General features: G+C 25.9%; 28 protein-coding genes. 24 read left to right on the top strand and 4 right to left on the bottom strand.

The features are described 5' to 3' along the window. The first annotated feature begins 16 nt into the window (after positions 1-16). From NWE74_RS03010 to NWE74_RS02970, 9 genes are all read left to right on the top strand, one after another. Positions 17-1,606, top strand: coding sequence for an ABC transporter substrate-binding protein (locus NWE74_RS03010; protein WP_258241761.1), 1,590 nt, complete (start codon positions 17-19; stop codon positions 1,604-1,606). An 8-nt stretch (positions 1,607-1,614) separates the two neighbouring features. Beyond that, the gene (locus NWE74_RS03005) at positions 1,615-2,580 is read left to right on the top strand and encodes an ABC transporter permease (protein WP_258241760.1); all 966 of its coding nucleotides are present in this window, start codon (positions 1,615-1,617) and stop codon (positions 2,578-2,580) included. Position 2,581: 1 nt separating this feature from the next. Continuing rightward, a complete protein-coding gene (locus NWE74_RS03000; RefSeq protein WP_258241759.1) occupies positions 2,582-3,427 on the top strand; it encodes an ABC transporter permease in 846 nt (281 codons plus the stop codon). Continuing rightward, positions 3,393-5,021, top strand: a complete 1,629-nt coding sequence (locus tag NWE74_RS02995) for an ABC transporter ATP-binding protein (protein ID WP_258241758.1) — start codon at positions 3,393-3,395, stop codon at positions 5,019-5,021. The genes NWE74_RS03000 and NWE74_RS02995 overlap by 35 nt, the downstream gene beginning before the upstream one ends. A 154-nt stretch (positions 5,022-5,175) precedes the next feature. After that, positions 5,176-6,213: a restriction endonuclease gene (locus NWE74_RS02990; protein ID WP_258241757.1), complete on the top strand. Its 1,038-nt coding sequence runs from the start codon at positions 5,176-5,178 to the stop codon at positions 6,211-6,213. 197 nt (positions 6,214-6,410) lie between these two features. Further along, the gene (locus NWE74_RS02985; protein WP_258241756.1) at positions 6,411-6,746 is read left to right on the top strand and encodes a hypothetical protein; all 336 of its coding nucleotides are present in this window, start codon (positions 6,411-6,413) and stop codon (positions 6,744-6,746) included. Between the two features lie 151 nt (positions 6,747-6,897). Continuing rightward, a complete protein-coding gene (locus tag NWE74_RS02980; protein WP_258241755.1) occupies positions 6,898-7,308 on the top strand; it encodes a DUF4829 domain-containing protein in 411 nt (136 codons plus the stop codon). Positions 7,309-7,615: 307 nt separating this feature from the next. Next, entirely contained in the window at positions 7,616-7,960 is a 345-nt protein-coding gene (locus tag NWE74_RS02975) for a hypothetical protein (RefSeq protein ID WP_258241754.1), read from the top strand. Between the two features lie 158 nt (positions 7,961-8,118). Then, the gene (locus NWE74_RS02970; RefSeq protein ID WP_258241753.1) at positions 8,119-8,601 is read left to right on the top strand and encodes a hypothetical protein; all 483 of its coding nucleotides are present in this window, start codon (positions 8,119-8,121) and stop codon (positions 8,599-8,601) included. A gap of 184 nt (positions 8,602-8,785) precedes the next feature. Here the strand turns inward: NWE74_RS02970 and NWE74_RS02965 are convergent, their stop codons facing one another. After that, positions 8,786-9,085, bottom strand: a complete 300-nt coding sequence (locus NWE74_RS02965; protein WP_258241752.1) for a hypothetical protein — start codon at positions 9,083-9,085, stop codon at positions 8,786-8,788. 324 nt (positions 9,086-9,409) lie between these two features. Here NWE74_RS02965 and NWE74_RS02960 point away from each other — a divergent pair, with 324 nt between their 5' ends. Both NWE74_RS02960 and NWE74_RS02955 read left to right on the top strand, forming a co-directional pair. Next, positions 9,410-9,922: a hypothetical protein gene (locus NWE74_RS02960; RefSeq protein ID WP_258241751.1), complete on the top strand. Its 513-nt coding sequence runs from the start codon at positions 9,410-9,412 to the stop codon at positions 9,920-9,922. 228 nt (positions 9,923-10,150) lie between these two features. After that, positions 10,151-10,420 carry a hypothetical protein gene (locus NWE74_RS02955; RefSeq protein ID WP_258241750.1) on the top strand — a complete coding sequence of 90 codons (270 nt, stop codon included), beginning with the start codon at positions 10,151-10,153 and terminating at the stop codon, positions 10,418-10,420. A 116-nt stretch (positions 10,421-10,536) separates the two neighbouring features. Here the strand turns inward: NWE74_RS02955 and NWE74_RS02950 are convergent, their stop codons facing one another. Both NWE74_RS02950 and NWE74_RS02945 read right to left on the bottom strand, forming a co-directional pair. After that, positions 10,537-10,935 (bottom strand): hypothetical protein, encoded by a 399-nt coding sequence (locus NWE74_RS02950; RefSeq protein ID WP_258241749.1) that lies wholly within the window; start codon positions 10,933-10,935, stop codon positions 10,537-10,539. Positions 10,936-10,939: 4 nt separating this feature from the next. Beyond that, positions 10,940-11,161 carry a helix-turn-helix transcriptional regulator gene (locus tag NWE74_RS02945; RefSeq protein WP_258241748.1) on the bottom strand — a complete coding sequence of 74 codons (222 nt, stop codon included), beginning with the start codon at positions 11,159-11,161 and terminating at the stop codon, positions 10,940-10,942. Positions 11,162-11,372: 211 nt separating this feature from the next. Between NWE74_RS02945 and NWE74_RS02940 the strand changes: the two genes are divergently transcribed. The 10 genes from NWE74_RS02940 to NWE74_RS02895 all read left to right on the top strand — a co-directional run bounded on the left by NWE74_RS02940 (position 11,373) and on the right by NWE74_RS02895 (position 21,948). Beyond that, positions 11,373-11,684, top strand: coding sequence for a hypothetical protein (locus NWE74_RS02940; RefSeq protein ID WP_258241747.1), 312 nt, complete (start codon positions 11,373-11,375; stop codon positions 11,682-11,684). 203 nt (positions 11,685-11,887) lie between these two features. Next, positions 11,888-13,627, top strand: a complete 1,740-nt coding sequence (locus tag NWE74_RS02935) for an ABC-F family ATP-binding cassette domain-containing protein (protein WP_258241746.1) — start codon at positions 11,888-11,890, stop codon at positions 13,625-13,627. Between the two features lie 360 nt (positions 13,628-13,987). Then, entirely contained in the window at positions 13,988-14,554 is a 567-nt protein-coding gene (locus NWE74_RS02930) for a hypothetical protein (protein ID WP_258241745.1), read from the top strand. Between the two features lie 199 nt (positions 14,555-14,753). Beyond that, positions 14,754-15,929, top strand: a complete 1,176-nt coding sequence (locus tag NWE74_RS02925) for a DUF4932 domain-containing protein (protein ID WP_258241744.1) — start codon at positions 14,754-14,756, stop codon at positions 15,927-15,929. Positions 15,930-16,134: 205 nt separating this feature from the next. Then, positions 16,135-16,941, top strand: coding sequence for a MerR family transcriptional regulator (locus NWE74_RS02920; protein ID WP_258241743.1), 807 nt, complete (start codon positions 16,135-16,137; stop codon positions 16,939-16,941). A 55-nt stretch (positions 16,942-16,996) separates the two neighbouring features. Next, positions 16,997-18,349 (top strand): MATE family efflux transporter, encoded by a 1,353-nt coding sequence (locus NWE74_RS02915; protein ID WP_258241742.1) that lies wholly within the window; start codon positions 16,997-16,999, stop codon positions 18,347-18,349. Between the two features lie 186 nt (positions 18,350-18,535). After that, positions 18,536-19,210, top strand: a complete 675-nt coding sequence (locus NWE74_RS02910; protein WP_258241741.1) for a PHP domain-containing protein — start codon at positions 18,536-18,538, stop codon at positions 19,208-19,210. Between the two features lie 351 nt (positions 19,211-19,561). Beyond that, entirely contained in the window at positions 19,562-20,770 is a 1,209-nt protein-coding gene (locus NWE74_RS02905; RefSeq protein WP_258241740.1) for a S41 family peptidase, read from the top strand. A gap of 153 nt (positions 20,771-20,923) precedes the next feature. After that, a complete protein-coding gene (locus NWE74_RS02900; RefSeq protein WP_258241739.1) occupies positions 20,924-21,361 on the top strand; it encodes a GNAT family N-acetyltransferase in 438 nt (145 codons plus the stop codon). 116 nt (positions 21,362-21,477) lie between these two features. Next, positions 21,478-21,948, top strand: a complete 471-nt coding sequence (locus NWE74_RS02895; protein ID WP_258241738.1) for a GNAT family N-acetyltransferase — start codon at positions 21,478-21,480, stop codon at positions 21,946-21,948. A 91-nt stretch (positions 21,949-22,039) separates the two neighbouring features. Here NWE74_RS02895 and NWE74_RS02890 read toward each other — a convergent pair whose 3' ends face one another. Beyond that, the gene (locus tag NWE74_RS02890) at positions 22,040-22,264 is read right to left on the bottom strand and encodes a hypothetical protein (protein ID WP_258241737.1); all 225 of its coding nucleotides are present in this window, start codon (positions 22,262-22,264) and stop codon (positions 22,040-22,042) included. A gap of 224 nt (positions 22,265-22,488) precedes the next feature. On the opposite strand from NWE74_RS02890, the gene NWE74_RS02885 reads away from it, so the two are divergent. From NWE74_RS02885 to NWE74_RS02875, 3 genes are all read left to right on the top strand, one after another. Next, entirely contained in the window at positions 22,489-22,662 is a 174-nt protein-coding gene (locus tag NWE74_RS02885; RefSeq protein ID WP_258241736.1) for a hypothetical protein, read from the top strand. A gap of 72 nt (positions 22,663-22,734) precedes the next feature. Next, on the top strand, positions 22,735-23,406 hold the full coding sequence (locus NWE74_RS02880; protein WP_258241735.1) for a Type 1 glutamine amidotransferase-like domain-containing protein: 672 nt from the start codon (positions 22,735-22,737) through the stop codon (positions 23,404-23,406). 54 nt (positions 23,407-23,460) lie between these two features. Continuing rightward, positions 23,461-24,684, top strand: coding sequence for an MFS transporter (locus NWE74_RS02875; protein ID WP_258241734.1), 1,224 nt, complete (start codon positions 23,461-23,463; stop codon positions 24,682-24,684). Positions 24,685-24,738: the final 54 nt, after the last annotated feature.

Below are 24,738 nucleotides of genomic sequence, written 5' to 3'. Positions count from 1 at the left end.
AAATAGGGGGATACATATGAGATTTAAAAAGTTAGTTAGTTTAGCACTTATGACAACTATGGTTTTAACTAGTTTAGTAGGGTGTAGCAATACAAAAGAAAGTGATAAATCTGTTAAGCCAGAAAGTGAAAAGGCTATATCAAAAATGTTTGAAACTGTAAAATTAGCAGGAGGAACTGATTGGGGGGTTCCAAATCCATTTTTACATGTTTCAAGAGGTCCAGGTGCTGCAAAGGTAGGATATATATTCGATACTTTACTTGAAAAAGATGAAGAAAAAGTAATACCATGGACAGCAAAAGAATGGAAAATAGATGGTAATAAATATACTTTCAAATTAAATGAAGGAATAACATTCCATGATAAAAAGCCATTAACTGCAAATGATGTGGCTTTTACATTAGATTATTATAAGGAGCATCCACCAGCAAACGATACTTTAAGAGTAGATGGTGAATTTATAGTGGATAACTATAATGTGGTGGATGATAATACTATAGAGATAAATGTTAAAGAAAATTTAGCAACTACATTAGTAAAACTTGGTTCATTTAGTATATTACCAAAGCATATATGGGAAAATGTGAAAGATCCACTTACATATAATAAAGAAGATGCTTTAATAGGATCTGGACCATATAAATACAGCTCTCATGACAGTGCTAGCGGAACTTATGAGTTTGTGGCTTATGAAGATTACAAAATGGGAGAACAAGGAGCTAAAAAAATTCAGTTTGTTCCAGTTAGTGATGAAGTATTAGCTTTTGAAAATAAGGAAATAGATGTTATGAGTCCATCAGCTGATATAGTTGGTAAGTATGAAAATAGTGATGAGTATACTGTTATAAAATCTCCAAGTTTCTCAGGTACTAGAATGATGTTAAATATGGAAAAAGTAAGTCAGTTACAAAGTGTTGAAACTCGTCAAGGGATGATGTATGCACTAAATAGAGAAGATTACTTACAAAAAATAGCTAGAGGAAATGGAACAGTAGCAAGTGCAGGGTTTATACCATCAGATGCTAAGTACTACAATGATAAAGTTGAAAAATATGATTACAATGAACAAAAGGCTAAGGAATTAATAAAAGAAGGATTTGAAGCAGAATTATTATGTTCAAACTCTCAAAGTGAAGTTAAGCTTGCAGAACTTGTAAAAGCAGACCTTGAAAAAGTAGGCATAAACTTAACTATAAAAAGTGTAGATAGTAAAGTAAGAGATCAAAACATAAGAGAAGGAAATTATGAATTATCATTACTAGGAAACGGTGGATGGACTAATGACCCAGATATATTAAGGGGATTATATAGTTCAGAATTCGAACCATCTCCAAATGCAAATCCATGGGGAATGGGTGTAATAGGATTTAAAAATGAAAAGATAGATAAGTTATGTAATGATCAATTAAAAGAAATGGATTCTAATAAGAGAACGGAAATGATAAAAGAATTACAAGTTGAAATAAGCAAAGAAGTTCCCATACTTCCTTTAATATGTGAAAGTACATTAACAGCATATAGAACTGATGGATATAACCACTGGATGATGAAATATGACTATCCAGCAGTAAGTCAAAATAGATTATCATTTATAAATAGAAAATAGGGGTTATTATGAAAAAGAAAGTATTAATGTATTTAGGAATATTCACTTTAATATATGCATTTAATTTTTTTATTTTTAGGCTTATGCCAGGAGACCCTTTAGATTTTGCAAGTTCAGATATGGATTCAAACTCGATAGAAATGTCAGGAGGGTCTAATTACAAATATTTGCAAGAATATTATGGACTTGATAAAAAAGTTCATATACAGTTTTTAGATACTATAAAAGCCAATATAAAAGGTGACTTTGGTCAAAGTATTTTTTATAGACAAAGTGTAAAAACATTAATACAGGAGAAATTACCATGGACATTGTACATGGTTTTTTCTTCATCTATTATAAGTTTGACGCTTGGAATATTGTTAGCTTTTATAGGGCTTAAATACAAGACAATTGATAACGTTTTATACACATTACTAAATTTAATTTCAGAAGTACCATCATTTTTAATAGGAGTATTACTATTATTTACATTAGCAGTAAATATAGATTTCTTTCCACTTGCTGGTGGATTTACACCATTTAAAGAACACGTAAATATAATTTCATATCTACTTGATATATTAAGATACAGTATATTACCTATAATGTGTTTGGTAATTATAAATGTAGGGGATTTTTACTTAACAGCAAGAGCTAGCTTTATTGAAATAATAAACAAGGATTATATATTAACAGCAAAGGCAAAAGGATTAAAAGAGTTAAGAATATTATTATACTATATATTAAAAAACAGCTTTCCACCAATACTTAACAAATTTTTTATATCTATAGGGTTTACACTATCAGGGGCATTACTTGTAGAAAATATTTTTGCATATCCTGGAATAGGTAAGCTATTAAAAGATGCAGTACTTCAAAGAGACTATATTCTTATTCAAGGAATATTTTTAGTAAGCACTACATTTGTTTTAATTTCAAACATGGTAGCAGATTTTATAAATCAAAAAAATATAGATAAGGAAGGATGTTAAGTTGAAAAAATTAAATTTTTATATACCTATAACCTTCTTAGTTTTAATAACAATTGTATTCTTATACGGAATATTTTTTTATAAACACTCTCCAAATATTCATACAGAATTTCCACTAGTACCACCAAGTAAAGATTTTTTACTTGGAACTGATGATTTAGGCATAGATGTTTTTTCTCAATTATCTAGTGGATATTTTTATAGTATGTCTATAGGTATATTTACAGCATGTATAGCAGGGGTTTTAGGTGTATTTACAGGGTGTATAGGTGGATATTTTGAAGGGCGAGTAGAAGATGTAGTTGACTTTTTTATAAGTACATTTATGTCTATACCACAATTGCCAATATTAATACTTATAGGTGCATTTTTTAAGCCTAGTGTATTTAATTTAGTAATAGTAATAAGCTTATTTTCATTTGCTCCAATAGCGAGGGTTATTAAGGGGAATGTAAAAAATATAAAAAATAAGCCATATATAATGCTATCGAAAGCTTACGGAGGCAGTGATTTATATATAATTAAAAATCATATATTAAAGAAAATTTACCCTCTAGCTAGTATAAGTACTATAAAGGTAATAGGAAAAGCAATAATACAAGAATCATCTCTAGCCTTTTTAGGATTAGCAGATCCAACATCAAAGACTTGGGGACTTATGATTAATAGATGTATTAGTTTTAAAGGAATATATTTTACAGAATTTTGGAAATGGTGGCTATTGCCACCAGTAATATTGTTATCATTTACTATATTAGCACTAGCTATGGTAAATAAATCTTTAGAGTGGAAATTTTTAAAGGGTGAGAAAAATGAAGATAATAGAAATAAAAAATTTGCAAGTTGAGTATAAAAATTCAAACGGAATAAAAAATTCGCTTAGCTCATGTAGCCAACAACTTCGTCCGGTATTAAAAAACATAGATTTAGATTTTTATAAAGGTGAAATAACTTGTATAGTGGGAGAGTCAGGTTGTGGAAAAACAACATTAATAAAATCGATAACAAATATATTAGAAGATGCAAGTATTAATGGAAACATATATTACAACAAAAATGATTTAGCAAAAATGGATAATAAAGAGCTTAACAAATTACGTTGGAGTGATATAGCCTATGTATTTCAGAATTCAAAAGGATCATTAAATCCGAGAACAAAATTAAAAAAACAATTAGAAGATGTTTTAATAAGAAAGTATGCAAAAAAAGAGATAAAGTCAAAATCTATTGAATTATTAGAAAAAGTAGGACTTGATAGTGATTGTTTAGAGTTATATCCAAATGAATTATCAGGAGGGATGGCACAAAAGTTTTGTATAGCCATGGCAATTTCCCTAGAAGCAAATACTATAATATTTGATGAACCAACTTCATCATTAGATAGTGAATCAAGAGATTACATATTAAAGCTTATAAAAGACTTAAAATTAAGTGGCAAAACTATAATATTAGTTACACACGATTTAAAGCTCGTAAAAGATTATGCAGATAAAATAGTGGTAATGTATGGAGGGAGAATCGTTGAAATTGGAGATGCTAAAAATATTATAGATAATCCAAAGCATATGTACACAAAAGGGCTTATAAATAGTTGTGTAGATTTAAACCCATATAAAGAGTTAAGTATAATACCCGGTATTTATGAATTTTCAAATGAAGGATGTAGTTTTTATAACAGATGTACTCAAAGACTAAGCTATTGCAAAGAAAAAAATCCAATACTTAATAAGTATGAAGATAGGAATGTATATTGTAATAGGGGTGGCATAAAAAAATTACTTCAAGCAAAATCAATATCAAAATCATTTAGGAAAAAAGAAGTATTAGATAATTGTAATCTTGATATATACTTTTCTGACATTATATCTATAGTGGGAAAATCAGGTGAAGGTAAAAGCACACTTGCAAATATAATCTCTGGGCTTGATGAAAACTATAATGGAGAAGTTTTGTTAGAAGATACAAACAAAACTCCAAGGGATATGATGAAAGAATTTGGAGGAGTTCAAATTATAATGCAAAATCCATATGACTGTATAAATGATAGCTTTACTGTATATGAAGCTATATCAGAGCCTTTAGTTATAAATAATATAAATAAGAATGATATATTAAATGATGTGAAGCAATATTTAGATGTTGTTTCTCTTAATAATAACGAAGAGTTTTTAAATACTAAGGTAAGTAGCTTATCTGGTGGACAAATTCAACGAGTGTCTATTGCTAGAGCGCTTGTTATGAAACCAAAGTTATTAATCGCTGATGAGATTACATCTATGATGGATGCATCTAGCAAAGCTAATATTATTAAATATTTAAAGGATATCCAACAAAGGGTAGGTTTGTCTATGATATTTGTAACTCATGATATAGCACTTGCAAAGAGAATATCAGATAAGATATTTTTACTTAAAGATAAAAAAATTAAAGCTTTAGTTTAAAATACATGGTCTGTAAAATAAATTTATACATTTACTTTGATAACTAACCCTATTCAATTAATTATGAGATTAAACAACATAAATTGGAAAAATAATGCAAAATATATTAAAATAAAAATGAATAGAGTACTTAAAGTCAAAGGGAGAGAGAAAAATGAATATATGGTTACATAGAATATCTCATTGTATGGATATTTCATATCCACTGATAGATGATAATTATATATCAATAGGATTTTCTGATTTTTGTAACAAGGAATTTTTAGAAAAGACTATAGATGGTGATTGGAAATTTTTTAATAATCAATTTGTAGAAAAGTGGAGCAATATAAAAAAGACTAGGCATAACCTATGGAGATTTATTAATGAATTTAAAAGAGGAGATTGGGTTTTAGTTCCATCTTGGGGTGAGTTTTCTATATATGAATTAGAAGAGGAAGTAAAAATGATAAATAAAGATGTACTTCCAAGTAAATTAAAAGAAAGTGGATTTGAAATTAAAGAAGACGGTAAGTTATACGAAAATAATAATCTTAGAGATATTGGTTTTGTATGGAAGGTAAGGCCTATAGCAAAAAATATTCCTAGAAAAGAAGTATTTGAAAGAGCACTGATATCTAGAATGAAGATAAGAAATACAAATGCAAATATAACAGATTTAAAAACTAGTATAGAAAAAATAGTAGATGAATGGAAAAATAATAAATTATCTACTTTTCATTCAAGTTTATTAGAAAGTATATTAAGTAATGTAGAAAAGAGCATTGTTGAAAAGTTAGATCCAGATAAATTAGAACAACTAGTAAAGTGGTATTTTTACAAAATTGGGGCTAGTGATGTATACATACCATCTAAAAATGAATCAGGAAAAGAAAATGGAGCAGATGCAGATGTTATAGCAACATTTGAAGCTATAAAAGTGATTATATATGTACAAGTTAAACACCATCAAGGATGTACGTCTGAATGGGCAATAGATCAAATTACTGAATATAAAAATCAAAAAGAAAATGTATATGATGAATATACATACATACCTTGGGTAATAACATCTGCTGACGGTTTTTCAGATATAGCAATAATAAAGGCAAAAGAGTCTAATGTAAGATTAATAGATAAAACAGATTTTAGCAAAATGCTAATTGATATTGGGTTTAGTGATATAAATGATGCATTTAAAGATAATAAATAAATCTGGGCTTTCTTATCTAGCAATTTAGATGTTAAATAAAAAGTAATTATTGTAAGTAGAAGCATAGTTTTTATAAAAGCTATATGGCAGTACAAAAATCGTATAGTCGAACTATTTACAGGGAGTTAAATTAAATATAGTAAGTATAACGGCACAGCTATTAAGGTTGTGTAGAAAGATGTTAAAGGAGAATATATATGGATAATTTATCAGCTCTTATTATAGGGGCATCAATAGCTATATCAGGATATTACATAGGTAATGGAATAAGCAAGGGTTTAATATTTTTTAAAAGTAATAACTCTAATTACTCTTCAGATAAATTTGGAGATATTCTATTTCAAGAAAATGAAGATATATTTAATACCAAATTAGTTAAGAAAAAATATATAGCTAAGAAACTTGGCGTTTCTAAACATGAAGTTGATTATTTAATAAAGGAATATCCCAATATAAAATACATAAATATAAATGGAAATATATATTACGATAAAAGTTCAGTACAAAATTGGATTGATAAAATTGGAGAATAATCAAGCCTATATAGTGAGAAATGGCTACTATCACATCATTTGTTCAAAATTTATTTAAATAATTTGAATATTATTATCTAGAAATATAGATATAGAGAAGAGTACATTATGTTTAACATGAAAAATAAAAAAACGAAGAGCTGTATTTTTCTTGATTATAATTTTAGTTATATCAGGAATTGTATATTATAAAAATAAAATAGAATGGCAGTATAACCCTATTAAAGTTATACAAAAATCTTTTGAATTTAAAAATAAACATGATTATGAAGCATATAAAAAATGTTATAAATATCCAGAATCTATACAAGAAGACAGTATAGATAATATAGAATCAGTAAATAGCATAAATATAGATAAAGTAAACGATGCAAATTTATATAAATCATTTATAGATAGTAATAATATAGATGAAGAAGATATTGAAATATATAAGGTTAAATATGATATTAAATTTAACGATGAATCAAAGTCATCTATAGGTAATGGAGAGGATGAAATAGACTATATATTAGCAAAGGATCAAACCTCAAAGTGGAAAATTTATTCTTGGGGGCGTTAATAATTTATCTAGGGAAGAATACAAAAATTATCTTAACAATTTATAAGACTTCAAGACGGGAAAAAGTTTGATTAGATTGTTATAGTGATTATAAAAGATTCTTTTAATAAATCAATGAGAAAAGCACGAATAACTTTTTATATTATAAATCGGAGTATAGATGGATTTATGCAAAACTAAATCCGCCTATACTCCGATTTGTATTGAATAGAACACTTAAGTAAAAGAGAGCGAAAAATGAATATATGGTTACATATGTACGCATACCATTTAAAAATATAAAAATCAACTTTAAGGAGATTATTTTATGAAATTAATGAAATTAGCAGAATTAAAAGGACATGATGTATATGAATTTTCATATTTAAATAATTATAATGAAGATTCTTATGATGGGCATTGGAGTAGTGAATCTATCTATATTTCAGATGAAGAATTTACAATTTTATCTGAATTTATAGATGCAGTTATAGAAAACTTCAATTATTATGGACCTAATAAAATCCATATTGAACAATGGAATAGTGTAAGGTCTAAATTTAATAGTTTAAATATTAAAGATAATGATATCGGAAGATTTTTCTCAAACATAGAATATTGGTTAAACTCTGACTTAAATAAATCAGATTGTTTTTGGATTTTAGGTTTATAGTTGTATTTAGCTATAAAACCTACCATTCAGGTATAAAAAAAGACCTATCATGTACATCTTATTTACAAATTAAACTCAGTATAATAATATTTTATTTAAATTCATAGATAAGAAATTTTACGATATTTTAATATAAAATATACGGAGGTAAGATAGAGTTGATAAAACATTATTTTTTATTACAGTTAGAATTAAATTTATCAAATCATATGATATTTAAAATAAAAAAATGCTTAGAACATAAGATTTGTGAAATTGGTTTTTTAGTTTTAGAAGATTATAGACGTCCAGGAATATTAGAGGATTTTGAATACTTAAAACCAGTGTATGAAGATGGAACATTTGAATGGGAAGATGATGGTAATCTAATTGTTGTAAGTATATATACTTATGATGAGATTAATCAAGAAGAAAAAGAATCTTTACTAGAATTAGCTTCTACATTAATAGAGTTTAAACCAAATGTAAACCATAGAGTAGATTTCTTTGTTTCAGATGAACTTCTAGATATTGTGGATAAGTATTGGTACAATCAAAGGTATTATAAGTCTGCGTTACAATATCTTTTAAATACTCTTGAAAAGAAGATAAACATAGACGATTTATCTGAGGATGATTTCAATCATTTATCTCAAGATTAGGTATAAAATTAATACATATGTTAATTTATTTGTATAATCTAGATAAATTTTCATAACTATTTTAACTCATAAAAGATTTAAATTAATCTAGTATATTTAAATCTTTTATGAGCTATTTTCTAAGGGATAGTTATAAACTGTAGTTTTTACATTAATAGGTATAATATATCTAAATATGCTGTACTTATAAGAATCTATAAAGTTCCATATAAAATGTTATAAAAATAAAAATCCATATAATTACAGATATTAAAACTATTAATAATTTACCCTTTATGTTTTGTTCAATATTTTTATAGATGTAATAAAGATCATATTGATATAAAATTCCCAGTAATAGAACTAATATAAATATACTTAAATTAAACATAATAGTATCTGGAATTTCAAATATAGGAAATATAAGTAATCTTATTCCTAAAAGGACTGTAAGTATTTTACATATATATGATATTAATTTTTGAGGTTTTTCTCTTGACGTCATAAAATTTTACTCCTTTATATTTTTAATAAATCTAAAGTTATTTTAATATATAAACTTAAAATAATTTTAAAATTGGACTAAAATAGATTTTATTTGGAGTAAAATAGTAAGTTTAATTGTAAAACTTCTTTAAATATATATAATAAAGATGACATTTATAATACATTCGGAGCCACCAAAAAAAGTTGATACCTAAACCAAATTACAAATTTAATTAAAAATAAAAAACATAATGTGTATATAACGTTATTTATCAAGACTGATAATGCGATATTAACTGATTTAAATACATTATTTTGAATTAACATAGGGGGATTAAAAATCATGAAAACACTAGAAGAAAAACTTTTTAAACGCTACATAGGTTACTTAGATGAAAGAGATGAGTATCAAAAAAGTATAATATACAATACTCTTGCAAAAGTAAATATGTATTCATTTTATTTAATTTCGATTTTAATGATGGGGAGTCTTATTTTTGATTCTATTAATCATCAGTTTACATTTGGTACATTTGCATTATTTTTTATTCAACAATTTAATGCATATTATATTTTTATAAAAATAAGAAAAAGTGGTGTTGATACAACAGAATTTTATGATAATGCTACATACATATTACAGTTAAAAAGATTAAAAAAACAATCAATGATGGCTGGGATACAATGGGGTCTTTGGATGCTTATAATGATGGAGTATATATTCCCAGCACTTGAGGGCAAAAAAAATGAAGTAGGTTTAATTTCATTTGTTATATGGGCTTGTGGAGGAGCTTTTTTTGGAGGCACTATGTACCTTTTGGGGAAGCTAAAGTTAAGAAAGGTTGATAATAATTAATTAGTTATTAAAACGTATTTCAACTATAGTTTAAAAACTTCTTTAAAGTCGTATAGTAAAAAATGACCTTAGAATACATAGAATTGTATTTTAAGGGCATTTTTTTATCTCAAATACTTAATCTTTAAAGTGAAAACTAAGTATTAACTTAAAGTATGGATGAAAATGTTTGCATGTAGTGATAAACTTTAATTAGGGGGAAGGTATATTTGAAAGGGAGTGAAATTTATGCAATTTTCAATAGGGGATATTGTGATGTTTTTGATGATTTTAGGATTTGGTTTATATTTTACAAGGCAGTATTATAGATCAAAGCATAAAAAATATTTATTATTTTTATTAGTCTGCGTCTATGGAATATTTAATAGAAACTATATGATTTCTATTAATGGAGTAGAAATTAATAATACGATATATGTTCAGATATTTAGATGTATAATTGTAGCTGCAATAATAATACTTGGATATAAATTATATAAGGAAAAAGAACTATTTTAACAGAAGATGATTTCAATCATTTATCTCAAGACTAAATCTAAAGTTAATCTAAATGTTAATTTATTTAAATTAGTTTCTAAACTCAACTTTAAGAACTGTTTAGAAACTAATTATTATTATATGTTTTTAATAACTAAGATTCCTACCCCAATCGAAAGATATATTATAGATAGATAGGCAGCTATAGCTTGAATATCTATTGTATGTACACCAATTAAAGATAAAACTAAAATAATTACACAGCTAATAAGTAGGAATGCATGAGCTATGTAATGGCTAACATTCTTTATTAGAGCGATACTACGTTCATCAAACTCAGGGATATTCTTTTTGTTATGATTTATGGTAATTACTACTGATATAATAGAAGCTATAGATGAACCTACAAGTGTTGCAGCTATATTTTCTAAATTATATATTCCAGCTATGTTTCCTCCAATATAAAAACCTATTTGTGAACATACTGTGAAAAAAATTAAAAATATAATAAGCCATTTTATATTTGTTTGTTTCATAATTTTATTTCTCCTTATCATTATTATCTTCTTCTAAATAAAACAATTCTTCTATTGGTACATCAAAGTATTTGATTAATTTTAATGCAAGTTCTAAGCTTGGGTTGTACTTATTCTTTTCTATAGCATTAATAGTTTGACGAGTGATTTGCAAATCTTGTGCCATTTTTATTTGAGTTATTCCTTTTTGCTTTCTAATTTCTTTTATATGATTTATAACTTTCAATTGAATCCTCCTTTATAGTGTAAAGATATCTTTACTATTAATATACAATATTTACCTAATAATGTAAAGATATCTTTACAATTATGACTGTTCAATAAAAACACATTTAAAAATAGACATCCATTAAAGTAAAATCTAGGTATACTTAAAATGTTTATTCAAACAATATGATATAATGATATTGATATGTTTATGAAAAGGGGAGAGATAAATGCTAAATATATTAATAGGTTTTTGGTTTATATACAGAGCATATCAACTAAAGAAAACTAAAAATGTAAAAAAATATGGAATGGATATTTCTAAAAAAATAAAAGACATGGATGGATATATAAATTTATTCTCTAAAGCATATTTTTTAACTGGTACAATTTCAGCTATACTAGGAGTAATCATGATAGTAGATAAATATATTATTGAAGTACCAGTAGGGATAGCATTATTATTAGTGAGTCTATTCATTATATTTATTATTACAGAGGTGATTATAGTAAAGAAAAAAAGACTAAAATTTATCCAATAAGATTAAGACATAGCAATATGTTTTTGTGTAAATATTTCTTTTTAAATAACACTTAGTTATAATAAGATTTAATTAAAATGATTGAAATTAGTCGCAAAAAATGTTATGCTTACAAAAGTAAATTAAAAAAAAGAATGTCGTTATTATACATAGAAGAGCTTATTTTTATAAGCTCTTTTTAAATGATAAAGAGAGGTAATAATATGATAAAAATTGACAACTTGTCTTACTCATTTCCGAACAAAGATCTATACAATAATATTTCATTTACATTAGAAGAAGGTCAACATTGTGCTTTTATAGGAGCCAGTGGTAGCGGAAAAAGTACACTGATAGATATAATTATGGATCCAGAAAGATACATGTTTGATGGTAAATTAGAAATGGATCAAAACTGTAGAATTGGATATGTAAGCCAGTTCTCACAATTAGAAAAAACAAAAGAAACTACTGTTTTTGAATATATAGCAGAAGAATTTATTAAACTGCAAGAAAAAATTGCATCTATTTGTACTGAAATGGAAACATCTTCAGATATAGAGACTTTATTAGAACAGTACCAAGAAGCTTTAGATGCATTTGATGCAATCGATGGTGATGATTACGAAAGCAATATTAATAAAAAACTAAATCTTGCAAACTTAAATAAGCATAAAGATAGAATGATATCTGAACTTAGTGGTGGGGAGTTTAAACTTATTCAAGTAATTAAGGAAATGCTTAATAAGCCAGACCTAATGATTATGGATGAGCCAGATGTATTTTTAGATTTTGAGAATCTTAATTCTCTTAAGAATCTAATTAACTCTCACAAAAAAACAATGCTAATTATTACACATAATAGATATCTGTTAAATCATTGCTTTAATAAAATTATACACCTTGAAAATACGGAACTTCAAGAATTTGATGGAAGATATATTGATTATAATTTCTCATTACTTCAAACTAAGATTGAGATGCAAGAATTAGCTATTGCTGATGATGAAGAAATTGAAAGAAATGAAGCTTTAATAGAAAAGCTAAGAGAAAGAGCAACTTATAATGCGGAAGCATCTAACGGAAGAGCTTTAAAAGCTAGAGTTAAAATTCAAGAAAGATTAGAAGCACGTAGAATTAAAGCTCCATTTGTAGATATTAAACAACCTGATATAAATTTAGTTACTGATAATGAAATAGAAGAGACTGTTGCTTTAAAAGTTAATGATTTTAGTGTAGCTTTTGATGAAGTACTTTTAGAAGATGTTAACTTTGAGATAAAATCTAATGATAAAGTAGCTATTATTGGTACAAACGGAGTTGGAAAAACGACTTTACTTAGATCAATATTTAAAAATAATAGTGATTCTATTGAAATAAATGATGACATTGAAGTGGCTTATTTATCTCAGATGCAAGGCGAGATACTAAATGAGTCTAATACAATACTTGAAGAGTTTTACGATGCAGGATTTGAAACTTACAGAGAGATTAGAAGATATCTTTCAAACTATGGTTTTGGAGAAAAATTTATTGAACAAAAGATAGAATCTTTATCTGGTGGAGAAAAAAATATCCTTCAATTAGCTAAAGTTTCAGCTAGTAAAGCAAATATGTTGCTTCTTGATGAACCTACAAGTCATTTAGATACTTATTCACAAGTAGCTCTTGAGAAAGCTGTAAAAAATTATAATGGTGCAGTTTTAATGATTTCTCATGATTATCATTTTATAATTAATTCTATGGATTATGTTTTAATGATAGAAGATAAGAAAATTAGAAAAGTTAATATGCGTAAATTTAGAAAGATGATTTATGATACTCATTTTGATAAAGACTATTTACAAATAGAGCAAAAGAAAAAAGAAGTTGAAATGAAAATAGCACTTGCTTTAGTGGACACTGACTTTGAACTTGCAAGAACTTTATCTGAAGAGTTAGAAGGACTGATTAAGTTACTTTAAATAGTTTCTTTTTAAATAAGTAAGTTATAAGCCTTTTAGAGTTTGCAGATTAAATTAAAAATCTGTTAATTTTAAGAGGCTATTTTTTATTTATTCTTATATTTTATTTAGAATACAGCACTATGCACAAATTTAATTAAAAAATTATAATAAAATATCCGACGAAGACTTATAAATTCGAAAATTTTACTTAAGAAGAAATTAAGATTGTCGTATATAAAGTTAATAAAAGGTATAGAAAAGTTTTAGAAGTAATACAAATGTGTTGTAATTAACATGACAATTAAAATGTTTATTTACCAGGATACTTCTTGACATTATGAAATTAATAGCAATATATTATTTGGAGGATTTTGATAAATGAAAAAAATACCTAAAAAATTATTAATAGGAATACTAGCTTTAAGCTTATGCGTAACTGTGGGTTTAGGAATTAATAAAAAAATAAGAAAGCAAGATACTTCTAATAAAAAAGAAGAACAAAAAAAAGAGGATAAAAAAGATAGTAGTTCAAAAGAAGAGACTAAGGAAGAAAATAATAATGCTACTGAAAAAGATACAGCTAAAGAAGAAGAAGAATTAAAAAGAAAAGAAGAAGAGGAAATAAAAAGAAAGCAAGAAGAGTTAAGAAAGAAAGATAAAGAAAAAATAGAAGCAACTTATTCTAAGATAAAAAAAGACCCTAATTATGTAAATCAAGAAAATGGAATTTCAAAAATTATTAAAGCTAGACAAGCAATAGTAGATGAATACGGTAATATATATGACAATGTTATGTACATTAAAGATGAAAAAATTGAAACTATAAAAGGTGATTATTATGTTTTTGGTATAAATGTAAATGGAGAAGTGAGTAAAGAAGAATTATTTATTGTAGATAAAAATACTTTTAAAGCTAAAAAATATACTAATGATGATATTAATTAAATCTAACAGGCATATATGAATTAGGATGATTGAATTACCTGTGTAAATATATTTTTAAATATAATAGAGCTTAAAATTTATAAAAGTGATGGTTAGGAATCCGTATTTTAGTGGATATTTGATAAAAGAGTACAATAGAGGAATATGAATAGCTTTAGTAGAATAGTTACTTTAACTAAAATTGTATTAGGGGGAAATAATGAATAAAATGAAAAAGAATAAAGTTATTTCATTAGTACTTTGCATAACGTTATTGTTTGTTACAGGTTGTACTTCCACTAGAGTTGAGAATAAACATGATACTAATGGAAAAGAAAATAAAGAGATAGTAAAAGAGTTTAATAATATTAATATGATAGTAGACCCTAGAATAGAGTTGTTATCTGTAATTATCTATTTATGTCCAGATTATAATGAAAGTACTAAGAGCATTACACCAGAAGACTTATCATATAAGAAAGATGTAGAAGAACGCTTTAACAAATTTAAAAATCATAAAGCAGTAAAGATATTTAGATCAATGTTTAATAATAATGGATTTAGTTATGATGCACCACCTACAGCTATGCTATTTTTAAGCAATACACCAAATTTAACCTTAAGAGAAGATATAGATAAACAAGATTATGTTTATACTCAGTGTATGGAAAGAGCTGGAGGAGAAAAGAAGTTTCTAAAATTCGTTGAAGCACTAAATGATTTTTGTGCTGAAACAAATTTTTATGAATTTTATAATGAACATTTAGATTATTATAATAAGATAATAGACAATACAGTAAATAATTTAGAAGATATAGATTATGTTTCTCAAGTAGAAAAATACTATGGTAAAGAGCAAAGAGGATATAATATCGTACTAAATGGCATGCTTTATGCAAATAATTATGGTCCTAAAATAAAAAATAAAGATGGAAGCTATGATTTATACTCTATATTAGGATCAAGAGGAATAAAAAATGACGTACCAGTATTTTCTGATGATGTATATTTTAAATATATTGTTAGACACGAATTTGGCCATTCTTTTGTAAACTACTTAGCTACAGAAAATATTAAAGAAGTTAATAAATATTCTAAACTTTATGAACCAATAAAAGCTGATATGGAAAAGCAAGCATATTCTACGTGGGAGACTTGCTTAAATGAACATATTGTAAGAGCTGTTGTTATAAGGGTTACTGATATTTATGGAACTAAAGAAGAAGCTAATAAGTATCTAAAAATGGAAAAAGAACGTGGTTTTATTTATGTAGAGGATATAATAGATTTACTAAAAAAAGAGTATGAGCCAAATAGAGATAAGTATAAAACATTTGAAGATTTCTATCCTCAAATTTTAAAACTATTAGATAAATTGATGCAGAAAAATCATTAAAGTTTAGAACTTAACATGGTTAAGTATAGACTGTTAAAAACTTATAATTTAAATTAACTAGAGAGTATATATAAACTTAATACTCTCTATTTTTATTGCTCTATAAAATGTTTACTTTAATGAGTGTATTATGATATATAATTAAAATTGGTATAATATAGATAAACAAAAACTTAAAGATAGATTAAACTTAGGAGCAGAGATTATGGAATGGTTAATGACAGTAGGGCAAATTAGTAAGTTATTTAATATTACATCTGAAACACTTAGACACTATGATAGGATAGGTCTATTAAAACCTATAATTAATGAAGATAATGGGTATAGATATTACTCATTAAAAGAAATAGAAATGCTAGATTTAATATTAGATGCAAAGTACTTAGAAATACCTTTATCTAATATTAAAGAAGCACTAAAAAATGAAAGTATTGATAATTACATAGATTTAATAGATTTACAAGAAAAAACTATAGATGAAAAGATTGAACATTTACTAAAAATAAAAGAACAAGCAAAACAAAAGAAAGAAATTTTAAATGAAATGCTTAATTTTGAAAATAACTACGATTTTGAGAAACTAGAAATCAAGAATGAAGATAATACAATAGTATTTATTCCTATAGAATATCTAATAAATAGTAAAATTAAACAAAAAGATAGTTCTTTAAGGTCTTTGTACTTAGAGCCGTGGATGATAATGTATGAAGCTAAAGATAAAAATACACTAATAGATGATAAAAAATATATGGCTATATATGAATACAATACAAGTAACTTAATCATTGAAGAAGATAAAAAAATATATAAGAAAAAATACAAAGGGAATTTTATTAAAACAAAGTTTGTAGGAACTATGGATGAAGTAGAAGAATATATAAAATTGATTTTAAGTAACTTTTACGATAATAAAGAAAATCTAAATCTAGATATTAGTATTAATTGGATATGGGTAGTATACAATGAAAAAGGAACAATTAATTTTGTAGAAATAACTATACCTTTAGATTAATTGCTATTGACATTTGTGTTACAAAAAGGTTTATACTTGTTTCGAGGTGATAAGTATGGATCAAACAATTTTAGGAACAGAAAGACTATCTAAGCTATTTATTAAATTTACGATACCAAGTATCATAGGAATGATATTTATAGGAATACAAGGAATAATAGATGGGTTATTTGTTGGAAATATAATAGGAGAAAATGCTCTAGCTAGTGTAAATTTAGTTCAGCCCTATATGCAACTTATAATGGCTTATGCTTTAGTTATAAGTGTTGGTGCTCAAAGTATAATAGGTATAAGCCTAGGCAAAGGAGAAACTGAAAAAGCACAAAATGTATTTAGGACAGCATTAATTTTATTAGTTCTAGCATCAGTTGCTGTAACTATATTAGGTTTATTTTTTAGTGATAATATAGCATTAATGCTAGGTGCTAATGATGCATTAGTAGAAGGTGCTTCTACTTATATAAAGACTATATCGTTATTTGTAATATTTGTATCTGCAATGTTCTTATTTGAAATGGTAGTAAGGTCAATTGGGAAACCAACAATATCATTAATAAGTATGATAGTAGCAGTATTAATAAATGTAGTGTTAGATTATTTATTAATTAAAAAATTCAATATGGGAATAAGTGGAGCTGCATTAGCAACTGGAATCTCATATTCTACTGCATTTTTTATAAATATAATACCTTTTTTAAGCAAAAAATCTTCTATTAACATATATAAAGGAAAATTTGCTAAAGTTGAAATATTCCCAATGATGTACAATGGTTCATCAGAAGGAGTTTCTTCAATATCAAATGCATTGTCTATGTTTTTATTTAACACTGCACTTATGAAAATAGCTGGTGAAAGTGGTATAGCTGCATTCTCTATCATCAATTATATAGCTCAAGTTGGATATATGATACTATTTGGTATAGCTGATGGTATTAGACCTATAGTAAGCTATAACTTTGGTGCTGAGAATAATGAAAGAGTACAAAAGCTATTAAAAGCATCAGTAATCGTTAATATAGTAATCGGAGTTATAATATTTATAATAATGGCTATGTTCTCTAAGCCTTTGATAAATATTTTCTTGAAAGATGGAAAAAACGTATTAGAAATGGCAAGTACGGGAGCGAGAATTTATGGATTAGCATTTTTATTTAATGGTTTAAATATATTAATATCTTCTTATTTTACAGCTATTGATGATGCAAAATCTTCAATAATAGTAGCAGCAAGTAGAGGGTTAATTTTTATATTTGTTGGTATCCTTGTACTACCTTATTTATTTGGAATAAATGGAATATGGGGAACTATAGTTTTCGCAGAGGTAGTGACTATATTTATATGTTATAGATTATTAAAGAAAAATAAGTTAAGTAGTGTAAATTCAGAATGCAAACCTGTAGTTAGATAAGTAAAGACCTATCATATAATTATTTTAATTATTATGATAGGTCTTTTTACGCTTAAGTAGAGACTATGAAAAAACTTATATTTTGGTTTCAAGTATTAATTATTAGCAATTATTATGATATATTAAAGGATAGAAGATTTAAATCAATATAAAATAAAAAGGGAAATTACATCAAGGAGAAAAAATATGAAATTTAAATATGACTTACATGTACATACAAAAGAGGTTAGTCCTTGTGGACGCCTTAGTATAGAAGAAATAATAGACCAATATATAGAAGAAGGATATTCTGGGCTAGTAATTACAGATCACATGAGAAGGGGCTATTACAGAAAATGTAATAAAGAGGATTGGAAGGAAAAGACAAATGAATATTTCTATAGCTATGATAGAGCTAAAGAATATTGCAAAGATAAAGATTTTTACATAGGTCTAGGTATGGAAATTAGTTTTAAAAGTGATACTAATGACTTTTTAGTATATGGATTTGAAAAGAATGATTTTTTAGAAAATGAGTGGATGATAGAAATGGAATTGAAGGAATTTTATAATAAGTTCAAGGACAAAGCTGTTATTATACAAGCTCATCCTCATAGAGAAAGAGGTAGTAAACTAGAAGATATAAACTATTTACATGGATTAGAAATATTCAATCTAAACCCAAGACACAACAATCATAATGATTTGACGGAAGCTATTTATAAAGCGAATCCAACTTTAATAGCTACAGGTGGAAGTGATGTACATAAGCAAGAAGACCTATGTGCAACGGGTATATATACAGATAAAAAAATTACTTCGGATAATGAATTAGTTGATATATTAAGAACTAAAGATTTTAAGATAATCGGAATGGATTAGTAAAATTGTAATATCATTAATACAAATAAAAGATATATTTAAATAAAAAGTGAATATAAGATATGTTGATGCAAAATACCCTACGTCTAGAAAATAGACGTAGGGTATTTTGGTATGCTAAGTTTTTCAGATATTTTAATTCATTGTTATTTATATGTAGCTATACAATGATATTTATAAATTAGCAAACTAAATAACTTTTGGGAAATAGATATATGAAAAATAAGTTATAGGACAAAGTTAATTGTTCATAAATTTTATTATTTGAGGGTGAAAAATTATGCATGCATTGAATAATAAAAGATTAACGTTAAGAGAATGTATATAATTTTATTTTTAGGAGGTAATTATTTGAGAAGAATAATAAGTTTAATTTTATTAATTTTCTTATTAAGCCTATCAATTGGATGTAGCAGAGACGAGAAATTAAAAGAATTAAGTAAAGAACAAAAAGTAGAGGATTTTAACTATTATATAAATACAATGAAAGAAAATTACTGTAATTTTGATGTGTTTTATAATAAATACAAAACAGAATACTTAAATCTTTATGAAATTTTAAAAAAAGAAATAGAAAATAGTAATAACAATCAGGAATTTTATGACATAATGAATGCTTCAATAAGTTTACTTCAAGATGACCACACTAATTTAATTCCCCCAGATAAAATAGATTGGTTTAGAAGTACATATAAAAGCGATTATCAACTTAACATTTTAAATGATAAAAATTTAGTAGATAAAAATAAAAAATGGGAAAATTATTTAGCGCAAAACAATAATTTGCAAAGTTTAGATAAAAAAGTTAATGAAAAGATTTATGAAAATAATAAAGACAATATACAAACAAATATAATTGATAATGAGATAGCATATCTTAAAGTTAATAACTTTACAGTATTTAGTGATGAGGATATTAGTAAAATAAATAAATTATATAAAGAGATTAATAAGTATAACGATTATATTATAGATATAAGAGGCAATGGTGGTGGGAATAATCAATTATGGATTAATCATATTGTAAGTCCGATAATAAATAAGACATATGAGAGCACTACATATGCACTTCATAAGGGCGGAAAAATAACAAAAGATTATTATGCAAAAAGAGGTATAGATTTAAAAGAAATAAATAAATTTCCTGATAAAGATATACTAGATAAAGTAAAAAATATAGAGGATTATAAATATTATACTGAGTATAAATTAAATATTTATAATGGAAATATGTATAAAATTAAGCAGGATGAAAATGGTTATAGTGGAAATATATATTTATTAGTAGATAGAGGTGTATTTTCATCATCTGAGGGATTTGCTATGTTTTGCAAAGATAGTGGCTGGGCAAAGGTTGTAGGTAATGAAAATAGTGGTGGAGATGGTGTGGGTATTGACCCTATAGTATTTAAATTACCGAATAGTGGATTAGTTGTTAGAAGTACAGCCGAGAAAGGTTTGAATCAAGATGGCAGTAGCAATTTAGAAAATGGAACATCATTAGATTTATACATGAATTCTTTAGATGATTTAATTAAGTATATAAAAAATAGAAATTGAATTAGTATACTCATAAATAGTTTATACATAAGGGAGATACTCCAAATAGGTACTAGAGGAGGAATAATGCTTGAAAATATATATAACAAGGCATAGAGAAACAATATGGAATATAGAAGGCAGAATGAATTGTGAGTAGGGGGGAGAGCGAAGATGGTTACTTATAATAATAATAAAGATGTTGATATATTTAAAGTAAAGGAATTTTATTGTAAATACGCAACTTGGAAGGTGCCAAATAAATACGATGATTGGGAAAAAATAATAAAAAAATCATCATGTATTATAACTTGTTGGGATAAGGATAATTTAATAGCAATGGCTAGAGCATTAAGTGATGAAGTAAGATGGGCTACAATAATAGATGTATTGGTACACCCTAATTATAGAGGAAAATCTATAGGAAGAAAGATGATTGAAAAGTTATTAGAACAAGAAAAAATGCAGGTAAGGACTATTTATTTAGCTACACCAGATAAAGAAAATTTTTATAATAAATTAGGATTTAAAACAGCTAATGAGCATTGTTCGTATATGATTAAGGTGAAAAATTTTGATGAAGATAATTATATATTACCAATTGAACAATAATACGTGCTTATAAACTACTTAAAAAATATTAATTAAAAATTAAATTTACATTCAAATATTGATTGTGCAAAATTATACTTAGGTAGTATGCTAGATATGAAAATTAAGGGGGAAATATGAAATTAAAATCTGGTAAGCTAAGTGAAGAACAAGCAATACAGGTGTCAAAATGGAAATATGAAGATGAGTATAAGATTTATAATCTACCTGGATGGGAGACGATGATTAAAGAACAGTATTCATTATGCGATGATTTAAAGAGAGAGAGGTTTACATCATTTGTAAATGAAGAAAATGAACTAATAGGATTTATAAATCTATTAGATGAGGGAGATAGTATATTTTTTGGTATAGGTATAAATCCTAAATACTGCAATAAAGGTATAGGAAAAATGATTACAAAATTAGCATTATATGAATGTAAGCACAAATATCCAAATAAACCTGTAATATTAGAAGTGAGAACTTGGAATAAAAGAGCTGTTAATTGTTATAAATCTCAAGGATTTGAAATTATAGAAGTTAAGCAGCAAGAAACTTATATTGGGAAAGGCGAATTTTATGTTATGAGATGTTTAAATAAATAGATATTTCAAACAATAAAAGAGGAGAGTAGTGATATAATCCTCTTTTATTGTTCAAAAAAAGTACTACTCAATATCAAACTTAATAAAACACTTACTTGTGATTTTTTTCAACAAACATATTTACCAATCCAGCCATAAATATAAGAACTCCAACTAGCATAAATGAATGTATGAATCCATTTAATAAAATATCAAATGAGCCAGTTAAATTTTTATTAGCATAAATCATATTAATCATTGAATAGCCCAATGGTGAACTGAATAATATTACTATAATACCTAATAAAAAATATTTAATTTGATTTTTAATAAACATCCCTCCCTAAAAATTTCAACAATATTAATTAAATTATAGCAGAATTTAAAACTTAGTATTCATACACTAAATATCATTATTAAAGAAGCTAAATATTTTAGTAAATAGTCAGTTAAAAATAGATATATACTTGTATATGGATATAATAGACAATTAAACTCTAATTCTTGATATAATTAAATTAACAATCATTATAAATTATGAGTTAAAGAGGTGGTAATAAGATGAACTTTTCATCATTTAGAAAATTAGATTATATATTATTTTATGCAATTATTGCAGGGCTATTTATAGCTCAATTGTTTGAATTATCTTTAACCGTTGTAATAGGTATATTAATAGTAGCTGCAATTCCAGCTTTAATTTTAGGGACTATAACTAATCTCATATTTAAATAAAAATGAAGAAAGTATAGTAGTAATACTTATACTTTATACAAAATAAATCATTAGAATAAGGTAGGGGAGAACATGATAAATATCTTACTTAGTAGATATAATTTTGATGAGGCTTGGTGTTATGAAAGATTAAAAGATATTATTAATAGTAATCATAGAGTATTAATAGTGCCTTTATCATTTGATGATAGGAAAATAAGTAGTGATGAAGATTGGCAAAAATCATATAATCCTAACTATGGAAAATATTATAAGGAAGTAGTATCTTCATTTGCTAGTTATGGGATTAGAGAAGATGATATTATCTGGATAAATTATTTCACAGATAAGAAAGAAAATATCATAGAAATGATAGAAAAGAGTGATATTTTATTTTTTACTGGAGGACTTCCAGACAAAACAATGGATAGATTAAAGGAATTAGGTTTAATAAAACACATAGAAACATTCAAAGGTATAATAATAGGTGCTAGTGCTGGTGCTATGATACAAACTAAAGAATATCATATTTCTCCGGATAAAGATTATGATACTTTTTCATACAATAGAGGATTAGACATTATAAAAAATTTTAATATCGAAGTTCATTATAATGAAACAGATATGCAAAAGTCTTGTATAAATCGAGTGTTGGATGAAAAAAGACGAACAGTTTATGCTATTAAGGATACTGGAGCTATTGTTATAAATAATGATAATATAGAATTAGTTGGTGATGTGATTAAATTTAATAAAGTTGATTAGTTAGATATACTATTATTGATAGTATTTTAAATTACTATATTTAGGGGGAATGCTATGAAGTTATGGAATAGAAATTTTTTTCTACTATGGCAAGGTCAATTAGTATCTGTTTTTGGAGATGCATTATATTCAATGGCTTTAGGTTTTTGGGTATTGCAAGAAACTGGATCAACCACAATTATGGGTAGTATTATGGCTTTAGTTACAATACCTAGAATAATACTAGGCCCTTTTGCAGGTGTTATAGTAGATAGATGTGATAGGAAAAAGTTAATTATACTTGGGGATTTAATAAGAGGAATAGGAATGTTAATTATTGCTATATTAGCACTAAATGGTTCATTGAAAATATGGATGGTAATGTTAATGGGAATAGTGCTTGGAATATGTTCATCTTTTTTCAATCCGTCAATACAGTCTGTACTTCCAGAAATAGTCCCAAGTGATAAATTAATTAAAGCAAACTCATCATATCAAATGGCAACTACAGGAGCAGACATAGTTGGTCAATCTATAGGAGGTGTTCTATATACAGTCATAGGAGCACCATTAATGTTTTTAATCAATTCAATATCATACCTATTTTCATCTTTTACCGAAGGATTTATTAAAATTCCTGAAATAGAAAGAAAAAATATAAATATAACTTTTAGAGAAGATTTTATGGAAGGTATAAAATTCATACTAAGATTTAAAGGATTAATTAGAAGTTTAATTATGGCTTTCTTTGTAAATTTTTTATTTGGAATGATAAGAGTTCTAATAATACCTTGGTTTGTATCTGATCCTTCTCTTGGCATGGCTAAGTATGGGATTTTAAATGGATTTCAAAGCTTTGGGTTTTTAATAGGTACACTTATATTATCATTTATAACTATTAAGTCAAATCAGAAATATAATGTTTATATATTTTCAATAGTAACGTTTGTATCGCTTATAGGTTTAGGGGCATTTATAAATAATTTTGTAATCGTCATCATATGCTTTACTAGTGCATTTGGATTTATGTTTGTATTTAACACAGTTGCAAACTCAACAATAATGGAATTGACACCAGCTGATAAAAGAGGAAAGGTATTTGCTACAATAGGTACCCTAGCGATGGCTATTTCACCTATTGGAAACTTTGTTGGCGGTGTATTAGGTGAATTTATGAATCCTAGGGCTGTTATAATAGGAAGTGCCATAGTTGGACTTATTATTGTATGCAGTATTGTTGTAAATCCAGAGGTAAAAAAGTTTATAAATTATGAAGCTGAAAAAATAGATGTAAAATAAGTGAATTTGAACTACTAGAAAGATATAGTGGTATGTTGTAGATATAACAAAATA

The organism is Romboutsia lituseburensis, from assembly GCF_024723825.1.
Lineage (GTDB): Bacteria > Bacillota > Clostridia > Peptostreptococcales > Peptostreptococcaceae > Romboutsia_F > Romboutsia_F lituseburensis_A.
The sequence above is the reverse complement of the archived record's forward strand: the minus strand, read 5'-3'. Positions and strand labels throughout refer to the sequence as shown.

Coding starts and splice junctions, on each gene's coding strand:
- NWE74_RS03010 (WP_258241761.1), top strand. CDS start 17: ATGAGATTTAAAAAGTTAGTTAGTTTAGCACTTATGACAACTATGGTT.
- NWE74_RS03005 (WP_258241760.1), top strand. CDS start 1,615: ATGAAAAAGAAAGTATTAATGTATTTAGGAATATTCACTTTAATATAT.
- NWE74_RS02995 (WP_258241758.1), top strand. CDS start 3,393: ATGAAGATAATAGAAATAAAAAATTTGCAAGTTGAGTATAAAAATTCA.
- NWE74_RS02990 (WP_258241757.1), top strand. CDS start 5,176: ATGAATATATGGTTACATAGAATATCTCATTGTATGGATATTTCATAT.
- NWE74_RS02985 (WP_258241756.1), top strand. CDS start 6,411: ATGGATAATTTATCAGCTCTTATTATAGGGGCATCAATAGCTATATCA.
- NWE74_RS02975 (WP_258241754.1), top strand. CDS start 7,616: ATGAAATTAATGAAATTAGCAGAATTAAAAGGACATGATGTATATGAA.
- NWE74_RS02965 (WP_258241752.1), bottom strand. CDS start 9,085: ATGACGTCAAGAGAAAAACCTCAAAAATTAATATCATATATATGTAAA.
- NWE74_RS02960 (WP_258241751.1), top strand. CDS start 9,410: ATGAAAACACTAGAAGAAAAACTTTTTAAACGCTACATAGGTTACTTA.
- NWE74_RS02955 (WP_258241750.1), top strand. CDS start 10,151: ATGCAATTTTCAATAGGGGATATTGTGATGTTTTTGATGATTTTAGGA.
- NWE74_RS02950 (WP_258241749.1), bottom strand. CDS start 10,935: ATGAAACAAACAAATATAAAATGGCTTATTATATTTTTAATTTTTTTC.
- NWE74_RS02940 (WP_258241747.1), top strand. CDS start 11,373: ATGCTAAATATATTAATAGGTTTTTGGTTTATATACAGAGCATATCAA.
- NWE74_RS02935 (WP_258241746.1), top strand. CDS start 11,888: ATGATAAAAATTGACAACTTGTCTTACTCATTTCCGAACAAAGATCTA.
- NWE74_RS02930 (WP_258241745.1), top strand. CDS start 13,988: ATGAAAAAAATACCTAAAAAATTATTAATAGGAATACTAGCTTTAAGC.
- NWE74_RS02925 (WP_258241744.1), top strand. CDS start 14,754: ATGAATAAAATGAAAAAGAATAAAGTTATTTCATTAGTACTTTGCATA.
- NWE74_RS02920 (WP_258241743.1), top strand. CDS start 16,135: ATGGAATGGTTAATGACAGTAGGGCAAATTAGTAAGTTATTTAATATT.
- NWE74_RS02915 (WP_258241742.1), top strand. CDS start 16,997: ATGGATCAAACAATTTTAGGAACAGAAAGACTATCTAAGCTATTTATT.
- NWE74_RS02910 (WP_258241741.1), top strand. CDS start 18,536: ATGAAATTTAAATATGACTTACATGTACATACAAAAGAGGTTAGTCCT.
- NWE74_RS02900 (WP_258241739.1), top strand. CDS start 20,924: ATGGTTACTTATAATAATAATAAAGATGTTGATATATTTAAAGTAAAG.
- NWE74_RS02895 (WP_258241738.1), top strand. CDS start 21,478: ATGAAATTAAAATCTGGTAAGCTAAGTGAAGAACAAGCAATACAGGTG.
- NWE74_RS02890 (WP_258241737.1), bottom strand. CDS start 22,264: ATGTTTATTAAAAATCAAATTAAATATTTTTTATTAGGTATTATAGTA.
- NWE74_RS02885 (WP_258241736.1), top strand. CDS start 22,489: ATGAACTTTTCATCATTTAGAAAATTAGATTATATATTATTTTATGCA.
- NWE74_RS02880 (WP_258241735.1), top strand. CDS start 22,735: ATGATAAATATCTTACTTAGTAGATATAATTTTGATGAGGCTTGGTGT.
- NWE74_RS02875 (WP_258241734.1), top strand. CDS start 23,461: ATGAAGTTATGGAATAGAAATTTTTTTCTACTATGGCAAGGTCAATTA.